This is a genomic window from Streptomyces sp. NPDC020362, assembly GCF_040642095.1.
GTDB lineage: Bacteria > Actinomycetota > Actinomycetes > Streptomycetales > Streptomycetaceae > Streptomyces.
The window spans coordinates 215,089-233,744 of sequence record NZ_JBFAET010000001.1 but is presented as its reverse complement, the minus strand read 5'-3'; the positions used below and the strand labels follow the sequence as shown (position 1 = coordinate 233,744).

Sequence of the window (18,656 nt, the reverse complement as noted above, 5' to 3'; positions counted from 1 at the left end):
TAGATATGCGATCATCCGAAAAGTCATTGACTCTCGGGTGATCGCATTTCTATGCTCTGCGGCCATGGAGCTGATCCAGAACACCGCCGATCTGTCCGCCTACTTGGCCGCCGACGAGGTCATCGACCATCATCACCCCGTGGTGCGGGAGACTGCCGCCCGCCTGGCCGAAGGGGTCGCGGACTCGTATGCCTATGCGCAGGCCGCCTTCGAATTCGTGCGTGACACCATCCCGCACTCCGCCGACGCGGGCGACCCGCGTGTCACCTGGCGCGCCTCGGACGTGCTGGAGCGGCGTACCGGCATCTGTTACGCCAAGTCCCACGCGCTGGCCGCGCTGCTGCGGGCCGAGGACATCCCCGCGGCCCTCTGTTATCAACGCCTGATGCACGACGACGGCAGCGGTCATGCCGTGCACGGTCTGGTCGCCGTGCGCTTCCGCGGGGCCTGGCACCGTCAGGACCCCCGCGGCAACAAGCCGGGCGTGGACGCGCAGTTCTCCCTGGGCGACGAGCGGCTGGCCTGTATCCCGGACCCGCAGTCCAATGAGGTGGACTATCCAGTCCTGTATGCTGAACCGCATCCGGCCGTCCTCGGCGCGCTGCAAGGGGCCCGGGACCGGTCGCACCTGTGGCAGACGCTTCCCAGCACCCTCTGAGGCGAGACAGATGACGTTCACGCTCACCGTGTCCGACGAGGTCCGCGCCCTCGCGCCCGGCTTCACCCACGTGGCGATCGAGGCCCACGACCTCGTCAACGGGCCCAGCACCGAGGAGAGTTCGGCACTGCTGGACGAGGCGGCCCGGCGTCTCGCCGTACGCCTGGCGGGACGGGCGCCGCACGAGGACCCGCACATGACCGCCTGGCGCGAGGTGTACACCGCCTTCGGCGCCAAGCCGTCGCGCACCCGCAACTCGGCCGAGGCGCTGGCCAAGCGTGCCCTGTCCGAGGCCGGTCTGCCCCGGATCAACCTCCTCGTTGACCTCTACAACGCGATCAGCGTGGCCCGTCTGATCCCCGTCGGCGGTGAGGACATCGATCACATCCAGGGCGGCATGCGGCTGGTGCGGGCCACCGGCGAGGAGGACTTCGTGACGGTCGCCGGCGGTGAGGAGGTGGTCGAACACCCCGACACGGGAGAGGTGGTGTGGCGCGACGACGCCGGTGTGACCTGCCGTCGCTGGAACTGGCGCCAGGGCCCGCGCACCCGGCTCACCGAGGAGACGGTATCCGGCATCTTCCTGCTGGAGACGCTCGCCCCGATGCCGGTCGCTCAGGCGGAGTCGGCAGCCGCGGAACTCGTGGAGCTGCTGGAGAAGTTCAGCCCCGCAGCCCGCATCCGGGTGCACCACCCGGTCTCGGCCGGGACCCCCGCCTGACCTGCCTCCCGTCGCACTCGCTAATCTCCCGGTCATGAAGGACGGGGGAGCAGCCAACGAGGGTGCGGCCGAGCAGGGCGGGCAGCCCGGGGCGAGCGAGCCGGTCGAGGAGGATCTCCCAGGACTGAGCGAGGCCGGTACTGCGGGGGGCGGGCGGGAAGCCGGGGATTCCGGCCGGGAAGGCGCCGGGCGCGAAGGCACTGGACCCGGCTCGGAGGACTCCGCGTCTCGGGAGGGCGTCGCGTCTCCGGAGGATGCCGCGTCTCGGGAGGACTCCGCGTCCCCGGAGCGCGCCGCGGAGGACGGCCGCACCGTCGCCGTCGCCGTCGGCAGGTTCGCCCGGCTGCGCAGGCACTGGGCGCTCGCCTCTGCCGTGACACTCGTCCTGGTCGCAGGCTCCGTCGCCGTGCCGCTCGCGCTCGTCGGGGACGGCTCCTGCACGGAACTCCCCTCCGCCACACGGGCGTTGGTGAAGAACCCCGCGGCCGCGACCCGCGCCCTCGACCCCCGGGACGGCATGTCCCACTTCCACGCGGCGCGCGCACTTCTGCCCTCCGGCACCCTGTGCGGTGACGGCGGGCAGGTGCTGGGACGGGTCGTGGACGCAGCCACCGGGGCCACGACCCCCGGCAGGCCACGCACCACCGCCCAGGCCCGCGCCGTCTACGTCGTCGCCGAGGCCTACCACGACAGCGACGTACCGCCGGGCGCGGAGCCGGGCCTGGCTCGGATGCTCGCCGGGTACATCGCCGACGCAACCCCGTTCAGCGGCCACGACGACGATGTGAACACACCTGCGGTCCCCGGCTCGAAGGCCGCCCCCGACGCGAATGAATCCCCCTACGGCCGCTTCCTCGATCCGCACGAGGGGCACCCGGCCTTCGGCTTCGGCTACTCGGGCGCCCTGAGCGCCGACCCCGGGAAGCTGTTCGAGCGGCTGGCCGACGATCCCGAGGCCTTCGCGATCCTGTACGACGCCGAGCGCGCCTACTTCGCGTACTACCTGGAGCGGCTCACCCGCCAGGGGGGCGACCCGGACTTCCGCCCGGAGAAGAAGCCGGAAGACAGCTCCTGGGACGCCACCTTCGGGCCCGACCTCGACCTCCAGGACATCAGCCGGCACATCGGCGCCCTGATGCACGCCAGGGCGAGCGGCGCCCGGGACGGCACCATCTCCGACCTCGCCGCCTATGACGCGGCTGCGCACCGGCACACCCGCGGCGCCTACCCGGCGGCGGCCCGGCAGCTGACCAGCCGTCCGCCGATGGGCGCCATCGCCGGCCGGCCGGCGAGCGGCGCCCTGCGCGGCGACCCCATGGACGGACGCCGGCAGCTGTTCACCGTGCTGGACGCCTGGGCCGGGGCCCGGAAGGTACCGGCCGCGAGGACGGCGGTGATGCGGCAGATCCTCGACGACGCGTATGTGCAGGGGGTGCAGTACGGCACGTTGTGAGCCGCGGGCCGGTCAGCCCGTCAGCCGCAGCCCCGAGCAGCCGCGCCGCTCGACCTGGTCCTCGGCGAAGCTCTTCAGCAGCCTGCGCTGCTCCGCCTTCCCGACGCCGGGGATCCCGCGCGTGGCGTCGACGGCGAAGTTGGCCGCCTCGCCGTCGCAGCGGGCCGTCGCCGTCAGGGGGCGGCGGACACCGTCGTCGGAGACCAAGCGGTTGCTCCAGTCGCCGTACCAGGCTGCGAACCGCGCGTCCTTCCAGGAGGAGTCGCTGCCGGTCGTCAGGTCGCAGCGCCCCGCCGGAGCCTTGTCGTTCATCAGCACCGCGACGCGCCATCGATCGGCGTGGGGCAGCTGCGCGCGGGTCGCCCAGCCGCAGGCGGTGTCGCCGGCCCGGGGGACCGGGATCGCCGTCGGCTGCTCCTCGGAATCCGGCGGCGCGACGTCGCCCCTGGGCACCGCCAGCGGTCCGGCACCGCAACCGAGCCGGTCCGAAGCGGAGTTGACCAGGGCGACGGCGGTCTCGTACGCGGCATGGGTCGCGCGGGCCGAGGCCCGGCCCAGCCCGACGCTCGCCAGCAGCTTTCGCGGCCTGCCCTCGGCGTCCCTGCCCAGGTCCGGGCAGCGCAGCAGGAACTGGAGGTCGCCGAATTCGTCCATGAACCCGGGCAGTCCCACGGCCAGCGGCCGCTGGGCGGAGAACCCCTCCTGCGGAAAGGTGTCCAGGAACGCACCGTCCTGGTCGTCGCGCCGGGTGTAGGCCTTCAAGCGGACCACGAGCGTGTAGTCCCCGTGCCCCTTGAACCGAAGGCTGCACTCGTAGTCGCCCAGGCGCTCGTGGGACGCCGCATCCGCCTTGGTCAAGTGGCCGCCGGGCGCCGCCAGTTGCCGTACCGCACCATGGGGCAGCGCCCCGTCGCAGGCGGTGCGCACCAGCCACCAGTCCTTGACGTACGGCATGGCGATCCACCCGCCCAGGGCCAGGACGGCCGCAACCGCCACCGCCGCCCGCATCCAGCGCCGCATCGACACGCCCCCGTAGCGCAGCCGTCCCCGAGAGCCGGGGAGGCTCTCTCGTTACGACCGCGAACCCTATCGACAGGCGCAGGCCGCCCGGCCGCCGGGTGTCAGCGCGCCTCGGCCGCCTTCAGCTGCTCCGCCGTCGGCGCCGTACCGCCGAGGTGGGCCGGCAGCCACCAGGAGTCGTCCGTGCCCTTGGGGCGGGCGGGGTAGGAGCGCTGCGCGGTCTCCAGCAGTTCCTGGACACGCTCGCGCAGGCGGCGGCTGATGGCTCCCGCGTACTGGTCGCGGGGCGCCTCGACCGGCTCGCCGACCCGGATGGTGATCGGGGTGTGGCTGCGCCTGAAGTTGCGCGGCTGGCCCTTGGTCCACAGCCGCTGCGTGCCCCACACCGCCATCGGGACGAGCGGGACGCCCGCGTCCTGGGCGAGGCGGGCCGCGCCCGACTTGAAGCTCTTCAGGGTGAAGGACTGAGAGATCGTGGCCTCGGGGAACACGCCGACGACCTCGCCGGAGCGCAGCGAGTCCAGGGCGTGCGCGTAGGCCGCGTCGCCCTGATTGCGGTCCACCGGGATGTGCTTCATCCCGCGCATCAGCGGTCCGGACACCTTGTGGCGGAAAACCGAATCCTTCGCCATGAAGCGCACCAGACGCTTCTGCGGCAGGGCCGCCAGGCCGTTGAAGATGAAGTCCAGATAGCTGATGTGATTGCTCACCAGCACGGCGCCGCCCGAGCGCGGGATGTTCTCCGACCCCTTGCAGTCGATCTTGAGGTCCCAGACCTTGAACATCGTCCTGGCGAGACCGATGACGGGACGGTAGACCAGCTCTGCCATGGGAGGGGTGGACCCTTTCTGCTCTGCTCGGGAAAGGGGCTCCCGGCGGGAAAGTTACGCAGCCGTAGGTTTACGGCGTCTCGCAGATCGTGCCCGAAGAACGGACGGGTAGCCAGTCCTGGTGCCACGCGGCGGGGAGATCCTCGTCACGTCGGCGCAATGCCCCACCTCGGATTTTCGGGATGGGGGAATCTTCACGGTGCCCTGCATGCTGGTGCGGGAGATGACCGGATCGGCGGAGCGGGAGGGTGCGGGTGCGCGGGCGGAACGACGGTGAGCGGCTCGGGACGGCTGAACTGGGCGGCGACTTGGGGGAGCGGGCCACGCTGGTGCAGTTCTCCAGCGCCTTCTGTGCACCCTGCCGGGCCACCCGGCGCGTCCTCGCCGAGGTGGCCCGGATGGTCCCCGGCGTGACCCACGTCGAGATCGACGCCGAGGCCCGGCTGGACCTCGTCCGCGAGCTCGGGATCCTCAAGACGCCCACCGTGCTGGTCCTCGACGCGGACGGCCGCGTGGTGCGGCGGGCCGCCGGACAGCCCCGCAAGGCCGATGTGATCGCGGCGCTGGGGGAGGCGGTGCGAGGGCCTTCGGGGGAACGGTGAGGCATCTCCCAGATCGCGGAACGAACTTGACTGCACGCCTCACCTATCGTCAGCCTGACTGTATGCCGAGCGAACTCCTTCTCTTCGCGCGGGTCCACGTCGACCTGGCCCGCACCGCGAGCGCGCACTGTCCGGGCTGTTGAGCAGCCCCGGTCCCCGCCGCCCCGCCTCGCAGAAGGACAATTCCATGACGGCCATGCCCGAACTCGGCACCTTTCAGCTCGCATCCCCCGACCTGCTGCGCTCCACCTTCCGCCGGCACGCCGCCGGTGTCGCGGTGATCACAGCGCGCGGCGCAGGCGGCCCGGTCGGCTTCACCGCCACCTCCCTCACCTCGGTGTCCGCCGAGCCCCCGCTCGTCTCCTTCGGCATCGGCACCGGTGCCTCCAGCTGGCCGGCCGTCGCCGAGTCCGAGCACGTCGGCATCCACATACTCGGCGAGCACCAGCGCGAGCTGGCCGCCACCTTCGCGCGCAGCGGCGCCGACCGCTTCGGCGCACCCACGGCCTGGCGGGAGGGCCCGGAAGGCGTGCCCGTACTGGACGACGTGCTGGCCTGGCTCGTCTGCCGGATCGTCGGCCGCGTCCCGGCGGGTGATCACCGGATCGTGCTCGCCCAGGTGGTCCTCGGTGACTCCGCGGGAGCCGGGAGCCCCCTCCTCTATCACCAGGGCCGCTTCAACGGCCTGCGGGATTGATCACGCCCTGCCCCACCTGCGAAGCGGTCGAGTTCCGGTTACGCTGCGTTGCGAAGGTCACAGTTCAAAGCGCTTGCTTAGTTAGCGTGAACTGGGTGTACTGGCGAGTAATATTTCGGTCGGAGCGCGCCGACGCCCCGACCGGGATCGGCCGCTTGAGGCGCCTATGCTGCCTCCAAGAGGCAGCCCGGAAATGACGATGCAGTAGGAGAGCCGGCGTGAGCTTGAGGATCGTTGTCACTGTGAAGTACGTGCCCGACGCCACTGGCGACCGGCACTTCGCCGATGACCTGACCGTCGACCGCGACGACGTGGACGGTCTGCTCTCCGAACTGGACGAGTACGCGGTCGAGCAGGCGCTGCAGATCGCCGAGGACGCGGACGACGCCGAGGTCACCGTCCTGACCATCGGTCCCGAGGACGCCAAGGACGCGCTGCGCAAGGCCCTCTCGATGGGTGCCGACAAGGCCATCCACGTCGAGGACGACGACCTGCACGGCACCGACGCCATCGGCACCTCGCTGGTGCTGGCCAAGGCGATCGAGAAGGCCGGCTTCGACCTGGTCGTCTCCGGCATGGCCTCCACCGACGGCACCATGGGCGTCGTGCCCGCGCTGGTCGCCGAGCGCCTGGGCGTCCCGCAGGTCACCCTGCTCTCCGAGATCTCCGTCGAGGACGGCACGGTCAAGGGCCGCCGTGACGGCGACGCCGCCAGCGAGCAGCTGGAGGCCTCCCTCCCGGCCGTCGTCTCCGTCACCGACCAGTCGGGTGAGGCGCGCTACCCGTCCTTCAAGGGCATCATGGCGGCCAAGAAGAAGCCGGTTCAGTCCTGGGACCTGTCCGACCTGGACATCGAGGCCGAGGAGGTCGGTCTCGACGGCGCGTTCACCAAGGTCGAGGCCGTGGCCGCGCGTCCGGCCCGCACGGCCGGCACCATCGTCAAGGACGAGGGCGAGGGCGGCAAGCAGCTCGCCGAGTACCTCGCGGGCCAGAAGTTCATCTAAGGCCCGCACCCGCTGACCGCCCCTCAACTTCGTTACGCAGGAGAGCAATCCCATGGCTGAAGTCCTCGTCTACGTCGACCACGTGGACGGTGCCGTCCGCAAGCCCACCCTGGAGCTGCTGACCCTGGCCCGCCGCATCGGCGAGCCCGTCGCCGTCGCGCTCGGCAGCGGCGCCGCCGACACCGCCGCCGCGCTCGCCGAGCACGGCGCGGTCAAGGTCCTCACCCACGACGCGTCCGAGTACGCCGACTACCTGGTCGTGCCGAAGGTGGACGCCCTGCAGGCCGCCTACGAGGCCGTCTCCCCGGCCGCCGTGCTGGTCCCGTCCTCCGCCGAGGGCAAGGAGATCGCCGCCCGTCTGGCGCTGCGCATCGGCTCCGGCATCATCACCGACGCCGTCGACCTGGAGGCCGGCGACGAGGGCCCGGTGGCCACCCAGTCGGTGTTCGCCGCGTCCTTCACCACCAAGTCCCGTGTCATCAAGGGCACCCCGGTCATCACGGTCAAGCCGAACTCGGCCGCCGTCGAGGCCGCCCCGGCCGCAGGCAGCGTCGAGGCCCTGGCCGTCTCCTTCTCCGAGAAGGCGACCGGCACGAAGATCACCGGCCGTACGCCGCGCGAGTCGACCGGCCGTCCGGAGCTGACCGAGGCCGCGATCGTGGTCTCCGGCGGCCGTGGTGTCAACGGCGCGGAGAACTTCTCGATCATCGAGGCGCTCGCCGACTCCCTCGGCGCGGCCGTCGGCGCCTCGCGTGCCGCGGTGGACGCCGGCTGGTACCCGCACACCAACCAGGTCGGCCAGACCGGTAAGTCGGTCTCCCCGCAGCTGTACATCGCCAACGGCATCTCCGGTGCGATCCAGCACCGTGCCGGCATGCAGACCTCGAAGACGATCGTGGCCGTCAACAAGGACCCCGAGGCCCCGATCTTCGACCTGGTCGACTACGGCGTGGTCGGCGACCTCTTCGACGTCGTCCCGCAGCTGACCGAGGAGATCAAGACCCGCAAGGGCTGATCGCCGGCAGATCGTACGAGGCCCCCGTGACCGCCGAGGTCACGGGGGCCTCTGCTCATCCCAGGCTGAGCCACGCCTGTACGGGCAGGTGGTCGCTGGGGAACCGGCCGTTCACGGAGAAGGTGTTGACCGCCGCCCGATGCGCGGTCACACCCGGCGTGGCCAGGATCCAGTCGATGCGGTCGCCGCCCGGCGTGAGCGGCTTGTAGCCGTGGAAGGTGCCGTACGGCGCGCTGCGCTCGGCCGCGCTGTCCCAGGTGTCGGCGAGTCCCGCGCCCAGCATCGTGTCGTAGACGGTGTTCCGGTGGGCCGCCACGTTGAAGTCACCGGTCACCACGACCGGCAGGGAGCGGTCGAGGGCGGCGATCCGCTCGGCCGTCAGTGTGGCGCTGTGCCCGCGAGCGTTCTGGCTCGCGTGGTCGAAGTGGGTGTTGAGTACGTAGAACTCCCGGCCGCGCTCGCGCAGGTCCCGGAAACGGATCCAGGTGACGATCCTGGGGAAGGCGGCGCCCCACGTGTTGGACCGGATCACCTCCGGGGTGCCGGAGAGCCAGAAGGTGTAGTGCTCGACCGGGGCGAGGCGCCGGACGTCGTAGAAGATCGCCGCAAACTCGTCGCGGCTGCCGCCCTCGCGTCCGGTGCCGATCCAGGCGTACTGCCGGCCGAGGTCGGCTTCGATGTCGCGCAGCTGCTGGTAGAGGCCCTCCTGGGTGCCCAGGACGTGGGGGTGCTCGCGCCGCAGCAGCGCGCGCATCACCGGTCTGCGGTCGGCCCAGCTGTGGGGGTCGGCGGTACTCGCGAAGCGCAGGTTGAACGACATGACCTGAAGGCGGGGGGCTCGGCGGACCGCTGCCGACGCGGACGGGGTGGGCAGCGCCGTACTGGAGAGAGGCACCGTGACCGCGGCGGCCAGGGCGGCCTTCAGCCCTGCACGTCGGGTGACTCGGCGGTGGTTCGGCATTGGGGCTCCTCAGGTGGGAATGCCGGACGAGCTGTGGAAATACCGGACGAGTACCGAAATACCGGAAGGATTGGCGGAACTGCGAACGAGCCGCGCGTATGGCGTGCCGTGTCCACGGAAGATGTGATTCCCCGATGCGTGGCATGGGCGTGAACATGCCGAAATGGTCAGGTGGCAGCATGGGGAAGTGAGTGTTGACCATCTTCAAGGTCCCCGGATAACTTCATTCTACGGATTGTTGATTCCGTAGAGCGGAAAATAGGAGGGTGTGGGATGGGGCAGGGCCAGCAGGAGCAGGGCCGGCGGCAGAAGGTGGGGACGAGCCTCGCGGGTGCCGTCAGCGAGGAGATCAGCGCCTCCCTCGCGCCGGTCGACGCGGAGCTGGAGCGCCGCTACCCAGGCGACCCCGGCACCCGCCAGCCCGTCCACACCGTCTACGTACCCGGTGACGCCTTCGCCGCCGACACCATCCGCTCCTGGGGCGACCAGGCGCTCGCCGCCCTCGACGAGCACGCCCCGGACGCGGCCTCCTTCGCGGCCGTCCTCGGCCTGTCCGACGACCTCGCCGAGCCCGTCTACTCCCGTGTCCGCGCCAAGCTCGAGCGCGAGCCCGTCGAGGACCTGCGCGTCGACTTCGAGGACGGCTACGGCCCCCGCCCCGACGCCGAAGAGGACGAGACGGCCGCCCGCGCCGCCCGTCTGATCGCCGAGGCGTACCGGAACGGCACGGCGGCCCCGTACATGGGCATCCGCATGAAGTGCATGGAGGCCGCCGTACGCGACCGGGGCATCCGCACCCTCGACGTCTTCCTCACCGGCCTCGTCGAGGCGGGCGGCTTGCCCGAAGGTCTGGTGCTGACCCTGCCGAAGGTGACCTACGCCGAGCAGGTCGGCGCGTTCGTCCGACTCCTGGAGGCCTTCGAGAAGGTCCACGGCCTGGAACCCGGGCGCCTCGGCTTCGAGATCCAGATCGAGACGAGCCAGTCCATCCTCGCCACCGACGGCACCGCAACCGTCGCCCGCATGATCCAGGCCGCCGAGGGCCGCGCCACCGGACTGCACTACGGCACCTTCGACTACAGCGCCTGCCTCGGCGTCTCCGCCGCCCACCAGGCCAGCGACCACCCGGCGGCCGACCACGCCAAGGCCGTCATGCAGGTCGCGGCCGCCGGCACCGGTGTACGCGTCTCGGACGGCTCCACCAACGTCCTGCCCGTCGGCCCGACCGCCAAGGTCCACGACGCCTGGCGGCTGCACTACGGCCTCACCCGCCGCGCCCTCGCCCGCGCCTACTACCAGGGCTGGGACATGCACCCCGGCCACATCCCGACCCGCTACGCGGCCGTCTTCGCCTTCTACCGCGAGGGCTTCGAGCAGGCGGCGGGCCGGCTCGCCCGGTACGCCAACCGGGCGGGCGGCGACGTCATGGACGAGCCCGCCACCGCCAAGGCCCTCAGCGGCTACCTGCTGCGCGGACTGGACTGCGGAGCCCTCGACATCGCCGAGGTCGCCCGGCTCAGTGGCCTGACTCGAGCCGATCTGGAGGGCTTCGCCGCCCCCCGGCGCGGCGACCTGACGGCCTCGGCCACCTAGCGAAGCCGTCCCAGCCCCGCTCGACCGCCGGCGCCGTCACCACCGCCCCGTAGGTCTGGACGCCGATCACCGAACGGGGCGGACGAGGAACGGGGCGGCGGTGTCTTCGGGGAGTACGGGCCGGCGGAGGACGGACAGGACGCGTCCGGACCGGCCGGACACGGTGCGGGACGGCGCGGCGCGCAGGGCCCCCGGTGCCGGACGGCCACGGGCGGGCGGAGTACGGCGACGACGGCGTCGGCCGGCTGCTCGCCGGGCGCTACCGGGTCGCAGCCCGGCTGGGGCGCGGTGGCATGGGGGTCTGTGGCGGGCGGTCGACGAGGTCCTCGGCCGCGAGGCCGCCGTCAAGGAACTGCGCACCTACACGGACGCCGCCGGGCCCGAGCTGTCCGAGCTGCGGCTGCGGATGCAGCGCGAGGCTCGCGCCGCCGCCCGGGTGCGCCACCCCGGCGTGGTCGCCGTGCACGACATCGCCGAGGTCGACGGGCGCCCGCTGATCGTCATGGAGCTGATCGACGGGCCCTGCCCGGACGACGTCCTTCGCGAGCGGCACCCTCGAAGCCCACGAGGCGGCCCGGATCGGCGCCGCGGTGACGGACGCTCCCCACTCTCGGCTTCGCTCGAGCGGGAGGTGCCCCACGCCGACCGCACACCGTGGGTGTCCTGCACCGCGACGTCAAGCCCGGGAACATCCTGCTGTACCGCTCCGGGCGGGTCGTCCTGACCGACTTCGGCATCGCCACCATGGACGACCCCGGCGACGGCTCGGCCACCCACCTCACCCGCAGCGGCGAACTCGTCGGCTCCCTGGACCACCTGGCGCCCGAGCGCGCCCAGGGCGCCGTCCCCGGCCCGGCCTCCGACGTGTGGGCCCTGGGCGCCACCCTGTACGCGGCCGTCGAGGGCGCCTCGCCGTTCCGCCGCACGTCCACCTGCTCCACGCTCACCGCGATCGTTGGCGAGCCGCTTCCCGAGCCCGACCGCGCGGGCCCCCTGGCTTCCGGTCCTGCTGCGCCTGATGGACAAGCGCCCGGACGGGCGCCCGGACGCGGACGAGGCCCGTGAGCTGTTGCGCGAGGCGGCCGGGACGAGGCCACCGGACACCCCGACCACCGCCCTGCGCGGCACTGCGCCACGCGGCCCCGAACCGACGGAGCGTGCGGTGCCGCAGGTGCCGCCGGGATTCGGCCCGGCAGCCGTGGGCGACAGCGTGCCGCCGACGCAGGCAACGGGGCCGACCGCGCTGAACGAGCCGATTGGGCCGACCGCGCTGAACGAGCCGATTGGGCCGATTGGGCCGAACGAGCCGATTGCCGAACAAGCCGATTGGGCCGAACGAGCCGAACGGACAGGGCCCCGGAGGCTTCGGACCCACCGGCACCCCCGCCCCGTACACCGGCACGCCTGTCTCGTACACCGGCACCCCCGCCCAGCACACCAGCGCCCCCACCGGCCCCATGGGCGCCGCCTCCGTTGTGCCACGCAGCAAGGGCCGCGCGCTGCTCGCCGCGGTCGCCGCCGTCGTCGTACTGGCCGCCACGCGGATCGCCGTCGTCCTCCTGCACGACAAGGGGGAGCCCGGCCCGGCCGCGGCACCCGCGGGCGCCCGCACCGAGGCCGGTGCCACGGGCCGGGCCGGCGCCGAGTCGTCCGCGCAGCCGGAGTCCAGCCGCAGCGGCGCAGCGAAGAGCACCGCACCCGGCGAGAAGACCGGCGGCGCGAGCGGCGGCAAGCCGTCCCACCGAGCCTCCGCCTCCGCCTCCACCCCCGCCAAGGCCTCCGGCAGCCCCACGCGGGGCACGGGCACGGCGGGCGGCGGCACCGGCGGCACGGCAAGCCCTGCCCCGGCCTGTCAGCCCGTCGGCGACGGGAAGTACAACTGCCAGGTCGGGCGCACCGCGAAGTCCTACACCGCCTCCGGCCCCGAGGCGGGCGTCCTCAACGCGGGGACCAACTACTTCTACTGCCAGTCGAACCTGGGCCGCCGGGAGACGCACCGCCGGTGGACCAACGTCCGGTGGGCGAAGACCGACGACGACAGCGGCCACACCGGCGTCTACATCAGCGACGTCTACCTCAAGGGCGGCGGCAACGACGCACCGGTGCCCGGGCTCCCCGCCTGCTGACCGCCGACGTACCGCTCCAGCCCGGACTCCGTCACCCACCCGTGGTCGGCGAACAGCCGCGTGCCCTGCGTGCACAGGGCGACGTCGGCGCGGGCACGGGCACAGAACTCCTCCGGGGTGTCGCCGAACAGGTCCCTCAACGGGCTTGAACCCAGGAGGAGTTCGGAGATCAGGGTGTGCTGACCGGGATGCCGGCGCGGCGCACCGGCGCCGTTGTGCAGCACCCCGTGCCGGTTGACGTACGAGTACGCCCCGGGCAGGACCGTGCCGTCCGCCAGCTCGACGCGGACGTCCGGCGCGGGCAGCCAGGCGCGGCGGAAGTTGCCGTCGGGCAGCGGTACGCCCTCGCTGGCGTCGATCACGTCCAGCTGCCGTGGGCCGAGCCAGATGACGAACAACTCGCGTGAGGCGCGCGGTGACCCGACGGGCGAGGCGGAGACGTATCCCAGCCTGCTGACGTGCGCCGACACGCCCACGTCCACCCCGTGCACCCGGGCCCGCACCATCGGCAGCGGGGCGGTGATCCCGAACTCCGTCATCTTGTGCCGCAGCTGTCCGGGGCAGGCGTTGGAGCCGACCGCGAGGACCGGCACCCGGTCGTCGTACGCGAGGCGCTCCAGCGGCAGCATCCGGTCGCCGTGCAGCAGCCCGGAGTCGGCGGGCCAGGCGCCCGGATAGAGCAGCGGATGGTCGCGGGGAGCCTCGGCGAGGCCCAGTTCCTCCAGGGTGCGGCCGGTCATGGTCGGCTCACCCGGCGGGAGGCAGTTCGCCGGATCCGCGGGTGATCAGGCGGGTCGGCAGCTCGATGCGCTCCGGTGCGACGAGGGAGCCGTCCAGCTGGCGGAAGAGGCGCTCGGCGGCGGTGCGGCCGAGGGCGGCCGCGTCCTGGGCGACGACGGTCACGCCCGGCTGGAGCAGGTCGGCCAGCTCGATGTCGTCGAAGCCGACGAGGGCGACCGGGCGGGACTGCTCGGCGAGGACGCGGATCACGGTGACCGTCACCCGGTTGTTGCCCGCGAAGATCGCGGTGACGGGGGAGGGGCCCGCGAGCATCTCCTCGGCGGCCCGGCGCACCCGCACCGGATCCGTCTGGCCGAGGGACATCCACTGCTCCTCCACGGGTATCCCCGCGTCCTCCATGGCGGCCCGGTAGCCGCGCAGCCGCTCGGCCGCGGTGTGGATGCGGGGCATGTCGCCGATGAACCCGATCCGGCGGTGGCCGTGCGCGATCAGGTGGGCGACGCCGTCGCGGGCGCCGCCGTAGTTGTCGGACAGCACGACGTCGGCGTCGATCCGCCCCGCGGGGCGGTCCACGAACACGGTCGCCACGCCCGCCCGTATCTCCGGCTCCAGATACCGGTGGTCGTCCCCGGCCGGGATCACCACCAGACCGTCCACCCGCCGTGCGCACAGCGCCAGGGCCAGCTCCTGCTCCCGCTCCGGGTCCTCGGCGCTGGAGCCGTTGATCAGCAGGGCGCCGTGGGCGCGCGCCACCTCCTCGACCGCGCGGCTCAGCGGCCCGTAGAAGGGGTCGGCGAGGTCCTCCAGAACCAGGCCGATGCTGGCGGTACGGCCCTTGCGCAGGACACGAGCGCTGTCGTTGCGGCGGAAACCGAGTGCGTCGATGGCCTCCTGGACGCGGCGCTCGGTGTCCGGGGTGACCCCCGGTTCGCCGTTGACCACGCGGGACACCGTCTTCAGGCCGACCCCGGCACGTGCGGCCACGTCCTTCATCGTGGGACGGTTGCCGTAGCGGGTCCCGGCGAGGCGGTCTGCGCGGCGGGTGGTCTCGGGCACGATGCGCTGTCCTGTCCTGTCGTCCGACGTTCCACCGGGGTGGTGCGCCGGTCCCTGGATTTATATGAGGATGTGGCGTCGAGCATAGAGCCTGGACAACGTTGTCAGATGCGCGAGAGACTGTCCAGCGCTGTCTCCGGCCTGCGCCCCCACCGCTTGACCGGCCTGCCTTCTTTCTGGTTCTCAAGCTTCAACGGGGAGATCTGACACTGATGCACACCGACCTCGTGGCGGCCCTGGACATCGGCGGCACCAAGATCGCCGGCGCGCTGGTGGACGGCCACGGACGGATCCAGGCGCGCGCACAGCGCGCCACGCCCGCGCAGCAGGAGGGCGAAACGGTCATGCGGGCCGTCGAGGAGGTGCTCGGCGACCTCGCCGGGTCGCCCCTGTGGGGACGTGCCGGCTCGATCGGTATCGGCAGCGCCGGCCCGGTGGACGCCTCGGCGGGCACCGTCAGCCCGGTGAACGTGCCGGGCTGGCGTGACTTCCCGCTGGTCGAGCGGGTGCGGGCGGCCACTGGTGGCCTGCCGGTCGAGCTGATCGGCGACGGCGTGGCGATCACGGCGGCCGAGCACTGGCAGGGCGCCGCCCGCGGCCACGACAACGCACTGTGCATGGTGGTCTCCACCGGCGTCGGTGGCGGCCTGGTCCTGGGCGGGCAGCTGCATCCCGGTCCGACCGGCAACGCCGGCCACATCGGGCACATCAGCGTCGATCTCGACGGCGACCCGTGCCCGTGCGGCTCGCGCGGCTGTGTCGAGCGCATCGCGAGCGGGCCCAACATCGCCCGCCGCGCCCTGGAGCAGGGCTGGCGGCCGGGCCCCGACGGCGACGCCTCCGCCGCGGCGGTGGCCGCCGCGGCCCGGGTGGGCGATCCGGTGGCCGTGGCCTCCTTCGAGCGGGCGGCGCAGGCCCTGGCGGCCGGGATCGCGGCCACCGCGACCCTGGTGGAGATCGACATCGCGGTGATCGGCGGGGGTGTCGGCAAGGCCGGCGACATCCTGCTCACGCCCCTGCGCAAGGCGCTCACCGACTACGCGACGCTGTCCTTCGTGCAGCGGCTGACGGTCGTGCCCGCGCAGATGGGCACGGACGCGGGACTGGTCGGTGCCGCCGCGGCCGCGCTGGCCCGGAGGCCGGACGCGACCGCGGCGGGGGTCTGAGCGACGCGCGGACGAGCGCCCGCACCCACTCAGAATCGATTCAGCAGCTGAGTCGGGCGTCCGCCCAGTCCGCGTGGTCCGAGTCGATGCCGTCGCCGCCGTCGGTGACGACGAGGCGGACCACCTGAGCACCGGTGACGTCGGCGGTGAGCGGCTGGGCGGGCTGGGCGTTGGTCAGCACCCCGGTCGAGGCGACCTTGGTGCCGTCCGCCCAGATCTCGAAGGCGACGGTGCCCTTCGTGCCCTTCTCGTCGTCCACACCGACGTCGGCCGTGACCTTCTCGCAGGTCCTGCCGGTGTAGTAGGAAACCTCGCTCTGGGCGTGGACGCCGAGCCCCTTGGCGTACACCGTGCCGCCCACGGTGATCGGGTGGCCGTCGCCCGCATCGCTCTCCCCGTTGCTGGTGTCGCGCTCGACCGGCCCCCAGCCGCTGGTCGCCGACAGCCACGGCAGATCACTGAGGTACGAGGTCCCCGCCGGCGGCGGCAGCACGACGGAGGCGGTCAGCGGGAGGGCGCTGACGACGCTCTCTCCGGCCGGTGAGCGGTAACTCGCCTTCAGCGAGAGGCCGTACGACCCCGTCGGCGTCCCCGCCGGGGCGGTCACCGTCCAGCCGGTGCGCAGGGATCTGCCGGTGGAGAGGGCGGCGGCCGTGGCCGCAGAGGTGGGCCGGACGGTCCATCCGTCCGGGCCCGTCAGCGACACGGACACCCGGCGCGCGGGCGTGCGGCCCAGGTCGGTGACGGCGGTGGTCAGCGCCGTCGGGGTGCCGGCCTCCACCAACGGGCTCCCGTCGAGGCCGAGTTCCACGGCGGGCGGGTGGGCGGCCCACCCGGCGTCGGCCGAGACGCGCAGCATCACCGTGCCATGGGCCGGGACGGTCGCCGCGACGGTGCCCGCGGTGTTGTAGCTGCGGTGCTGCCACAGGTCGCGCAGGGTGTAGCCGGGGGCGCCGGGCAGGCCGACGGCACCGGCGGTGGTGGCGATGCGCTGGGCGGAGCCGGACTCGTTGAACAGGGCGACCGCGCGGCTGCCGTCCTTCATCTCCTTGGCCACGACCCAGCGCCCGCCCGCGGAGGACACGACGGTGCCCTGCCGGCCCAGCGGGTCCTGGTCGACGGCGATGACGTCCTTGTTGCCCAGGATGTCGAAGGTCGCCGGGGAGGCCTTGCGCAGATCGGTGCCGATGAGCAGCGGCGCGGCCATGACCGACCACAGGGAGAAGTGCGAGCGGTACTCGGTGTCCGTCATGCCGCCGTTGCCGACCTCCAGCATGTCGGGGTCGTTCCAGTGGCCGGGGCCCGCATGGGGGGCGAGCGGGAGGTTCTGCTTGAGGATCGACAGCATCGAACCCCAGCTGTCGCTGATGTCACCGGTGGTCCGCCACAGGTGGCCGACGTCCGCCGCCCACTCCCACGGCTTGTTCTCGCCCCATTCGCAGATGCTGTAGACGATGGGCCGCCCGGTCGCCTTGAGGGCGTCGCGCATGGTGCGGTAGCGCTGCTTCGCGTCGACGCCGAGGTTGTTGCAGTTGTCGTACTTGAGGTAGTCCACGCCCCAGTCGGCGAACTGCTGTGCGTCGCTGTACTCGTGGCCGAGCGCGCCCGGGAATCCCGCGCTGTTGCAGGTCTTGAAGCCGGCGCTGGTGTAGATGCCGAGCTTGAGGCCCTTGGAGTGGACATAGTCCGCGACGGCCTTGATGCCGTTCGGGAAGCGGGCCGGGTCGGGCACCAGCTTGCCGTTCGCGTCGCGGTTCGGCAGGGCCCAGCAGTCGTCGAGGTTGACGTACCGGTAGCCGGCGTCCTTGAGGCCCTTGTTCACGAACAGGTCCGCGATCCCCTTGACCATGGCCTCGTTGAAGTCGGCTCCGCAGTGCGTGGAGTTCCAGTTGTTGAAGCCCATCGGCGGGGTGAGGGCGAGGCCGTCGGCCAGGGAGGGGGCGGCGGGGGCCTGGGCGGGGGCCGCGATGGCGGGGGCGGCGAGGCCCGCCGCGCCCAGCAGCCCCGCGGCGAGCGCTCCGGCCACTCTTCGGCGGGTTGTGCGCGTGTGAGGGTGACGCATCGTTGACGTTCCTCCGACTCGCGAAAGGTATGACGGCATGTGCCTGTCACCGGTGCGCGTTTACGGTAGGACGTGTCGGACTGTGTTGGAAGAGATGCGTCTGCATTGTTCGATATGCCGTCACACCCCTTGACTGCGGCGGATTTTGCGCCAGGGTGGAGGGCCGGGCGTTCGATTGTGTTGGTTCGCCCGGCCGCCCGTGGTCCTCAGCGGAACTCGTGCACGACCTCGATCCGGCCGACGATGTGGGCGTTGAACTCGTCCAGTTCCTCGGCAGGAACCCACAGCTCCAGGATCGTCTCGCCGCCGGCCTGCCGGACGGGATAGCGGCCGAGGAACTCCGCGTCGACCTGGAAGCGGGTCACGAAGCCGGCCCCGTCGTGCTTGACGTTCCAGTCCCGGGCGATCCTGATCGCGTAGTCCTCGTTGAGGACCGGGTAGAAGATCGGCTGCTCGGGCAGTCGCGGCGGCCATGCCCTCCGGTCCAGGTCCCGGACGAGATCCAGTTCCTCGGGACCGGTGGGGCGCCAGAGGGTCCTCGTCGGGCGGGTGCTGGTCATGGCCGTCGTTTCTCCTGGTCGTGGCCCGCGGAGAGCCCGTGGACCGGGACCGGGAGGATATCGGCGCCATGATCGCCACGGCCACGGTTTCGCCGCGGCCGGGTGTGCGAACCCCCGCGGCGTCGGCCCGAAGGGCACAATCGCCGCGATGCGCGTGACTCCCGGACGCTTCCGCAGTTCATCACGGCATGAAGAAACGCAGCATGCTCGCCCTCGCCTCCCTCGCCACCGGCTTCGTCGTGGCCGCCGTCACCCCGTCGCACTCCGTGGACCATGCACAACCCGGTGACCTCAAGGCCGCCGGCACCCTCGACGACGTCCCCGCGGCCGGCCACGACGGCCCGGCCCTGCACGACGACGCGCCGGGCCAGGAGTAGCCACGTGGCGCAGG

Annotated in this window: 18 protein-coding genes and 1 pseudogene; 12 read left to right on the top strand and 7 right to left on the bottom strand. The window is 72.3% G+C overall.

All coding sequences use genetic code 11. The features are described from left to right. The first annotated feature begins 64 nt into the window (after positions 1-64). Genes AB0H32_RS01050 through AB0H32_RS01040 form a run of 3 tightly spaced genes read left to right on the top strand, consistent with a single transcriptional unit; the run spans position 65 to position 2,832 of the window. A complete protein-coding gene (locus tag AB0H32_RS01050; RefSeq protein ID WP_361112111.1) occupies positions 65-658 on the top strand; it encodes a transglutaminase family protein in 594 nt (197 codons plus the stop codon). Between the two features lie 10 nt (positions 659-668). Next, positions 669-1,379: a phenylalanine--tRNA ligase beta subunit-related protein gene (locus tag AB0H32_RS01045; protein ID WP_361112108.1), complete on the top strand. Its 711-nt coding sequence runs from the start codon at positions 669-671 to the stop codon at positions 1,377-1,379. A gap of 34 nt (positions 1,380-1,413) precedes the next feature. Then, complete coding sequence (locus AB0H32_RS01040) at positions 1,414-2,832, top strand: hypothetical protein (RefSeq protein ID WP_361112105.1); 1,419 nt, start codon at positions 1,414-1,416, stop codon at positions 2,830-2,832. A gap of 12 nt (positions 2,833-2,844) precedes the next feature. On the opposite strand, the gene AB0H32_RS01035 is transcribed toward AB0H32_RS01040, so the two are convergent. Continuing rightward, positions 2,845-3,858 (bottom strand): hypothetical protein, encoded by a 1,014-nt coding sequence (locus AB0H32_RS01035; protein ID WP_361112102.1) that lies wholly within the window; start codon positions 3,856-3,858, stop codon positions 2,845-2,847. Positions 3,859-3,953: 95 nt separating this feature from the next. Then, complete coding sequence (locus tag AB0H32_RS01030; RefSeq protein ID WP_361112099.1) at positions 3,954-4,682, bottom strand: lysophospholipid acyltransferase family protein; 729 nt, start codon at positions 4,680-4,682, stop codon at positions 3,954-3,956. Between the two features lie 248 nt (positions 4,683-4,930). On the opposite strand from AB0H32_RS01030, the gene AB0H32_RS01025 reads away from it, so the two are divergent. The 4 genes from AB0H32_RS01025 (at position 4,931) to AB0H32_RS01010 (ending at position 8,000) form a co-directional block, all read left to right on the top strand. Continuing rightward, entirely contained in the window at positions 4,931-5,284 is a 354-nt protein-coding gene (locus AB0H32_RS01025) for a thioredoxin family protein (RefSeq protein WP_361112096.1), read from the top strand. Between the two features lie 187 nt (positions 5,285-5,471). Next, positions 5,472-5,981: a flavin reductase family protein gene (locus tag AB0H32_RS01020; protein WP_361112093.1), complete on the top strand. Its 510-nt coding sequence runs from the start codon at positions 5,472-5,474 to the stop codon at positions 5,979-5,981. Between the two features lie 218 nt (positions 5,982-6,199). Continuing rightward, a complete protein-coding gene (locus AB0H32_RS01015) occupies positions 6,200-6,985 on the top strand; it encodes an electron transfer flavoprotein subunit beta/FixA family protein (RefSeq protein ID WP_361112090.1) in 786 nt (261 codons plus the stop codon). Between the two features lie 52 nt (positions 6,986-7,037). Further along, positions 7,038-8,000, top strand: coding sequence for an electron transfer flavoprotein subunit alpha/FixB family protein (locus AB0H32_RS01010; protein ID WP_361112087.1), 963 nt, complete (start codon positions 7,038-7,040; stop codon positions 7,998-8,000). Between the two features lie 55 nt (positions 8,001-8,055). On the opposite strand, the gene AB0H32_RS01005 is transcribed toward AB0H32_RS01010, so the two are convergent. Next, a complete protein-coding gene (locus AB0H32_RS01005; protein WP_361112084.1) occupies positions 8,056-8,961 on the bottom strand; it encodes an endonuclease/exonuclease/phosphatase family protein in 906 nt (301 codons plus the stop codon). Positions 8,962-9,234: 273 nt separating this feature from the next. Between AB0H32_RS01005 and AB0H32_RS01000 the strand changes: the two genes are divergently transcribed. The 3 genes and pseudogenes from AB0H32_RS01000 to AB0H32_RS00990 all read left to right on the top strand — a co-directional run bounded on the left by AB0H32_RS01000 (position 9,235) and on the right by AB0H32_RS00990 (position 12,680). After that, entirely contained in the window at positions 9,235-10,554 is a 1,320-nt protein-coding gene (locus AB0H32_RS01000; protein ID WP_361112081.1) for an aldolase, read from the top strand. A gap of 194 nt (positions 10,555-10,748) precedes the next feature. Continuing rightward, positions 10,749-11,746 (top strand): annotated as a pseudogene (locus tag AB0H32_RS00995) (serine/threonine-protein kinase); the annotation flags it as partial. A gap of 118 nt (positions 11,747-11,864) precedes the next feature. After that, positions 11,865-12,680, top strand: a complete 816-nt coding sequence (locus AB0H32_RS00990; RefSeq protein ID WP_361112251.1) for a hypothetical protein — start codon at positions 11,865-11,867, stop codon at positions 12,678-12,680. Here the strand turns inward: AB0H32_RS00990 and AB0H32_RS00985 are convergent. After that, a complete protein-coding gene (locus AB0H32_RS00985; protein ID WP_361112078.1) occupies positions 12,626-13,420 on the bottom strand; it encodes a hypothetical protein in 795 nt (264 codons plus the stop codon). The genes AB0H32_RS00990 and AB0H32_RS00985 overlap by 55 nt on opposite strands. A gap of 7 nt (positions 13,421-13,427) precedes the next feature. Continuing rightward, on the bottom strand, positions 13,428-14,477 hold the full coding sequence (locus AB0H32_RS00980; RefSeq protein ID WP_361112075.1) for a LacI family DNA-binding transcriptional regulator: 1,050 nt from the start codon (positions 14,475-14,477) through the stop codon (positions 13,428-13,430). Positions 14,478-14,689: 212 nt separating this feature from the next. Here AB0H32_RS00980 and AB0H32_RS00975 point away from each other — a divergent pair, with 212 nt between their 5' ends. Further along, positions 14,690-15,643, top strand: a complete 954-nt coding sequence (locus AB0H32_RS00975; RefSeq protein ID WP_361112072.1) for an ROK family protein — start codon at positions 14,690-14,692, stop codon at positions 15,641-15,643. A 40-nt stretch (positions 15,644-15,683) separates the two neighbouring features. Here the strand turns inward: AB0H32_RS00975 and AB0H32_RS00970 are convergent, their stop codons facing one another. Together AB0H32_RS00970 and AB0H32_RS00965 are read right to left on the bottom strand one after the other, a co-directional pair. Continuing rightward, positions 15,684-17,705, bottom strand: a complete 2,022-nt coding sequence (locus AB0H32_RS00970; RefSeq protein WP_361112069.1) for an NPCBM/NEW2 domain-containing protein — start codon at positions 17,703-17,705, stop codon at positions 15,684-15,686. A gap of 206 nt (positions 17,706-17,911) precedes the next feature. Next, on the bottom strand, positions 17,912-18,265 hold the full coding sequence (locus AB0H32_RS00965; RefSeq protein WP_361112065.1) for a hypothetical protein: 354 nt from the start codon (positions 18,263-18,265) through the stop codon (positions 17,912-17,914). Positions 18,266-18,453: 188 nt separating this feature from the next. On the opposite strand from AB0H32_RS00965, the gene AB0H32_RS00960 reads away from it, so the two are divergent. Next, positions 18,454-18,642, top strand: a complete 189-nt coding sequence (locus AB0H32_RS00960) for a hypothetical protein (RefSeq protein ID WP_361112062.1) — start codon at positions 18,454-18,456, stop codon at positions 18,640-18,642. Positions 18,643-18,656 lie beyond the last annotated feature (14 nt).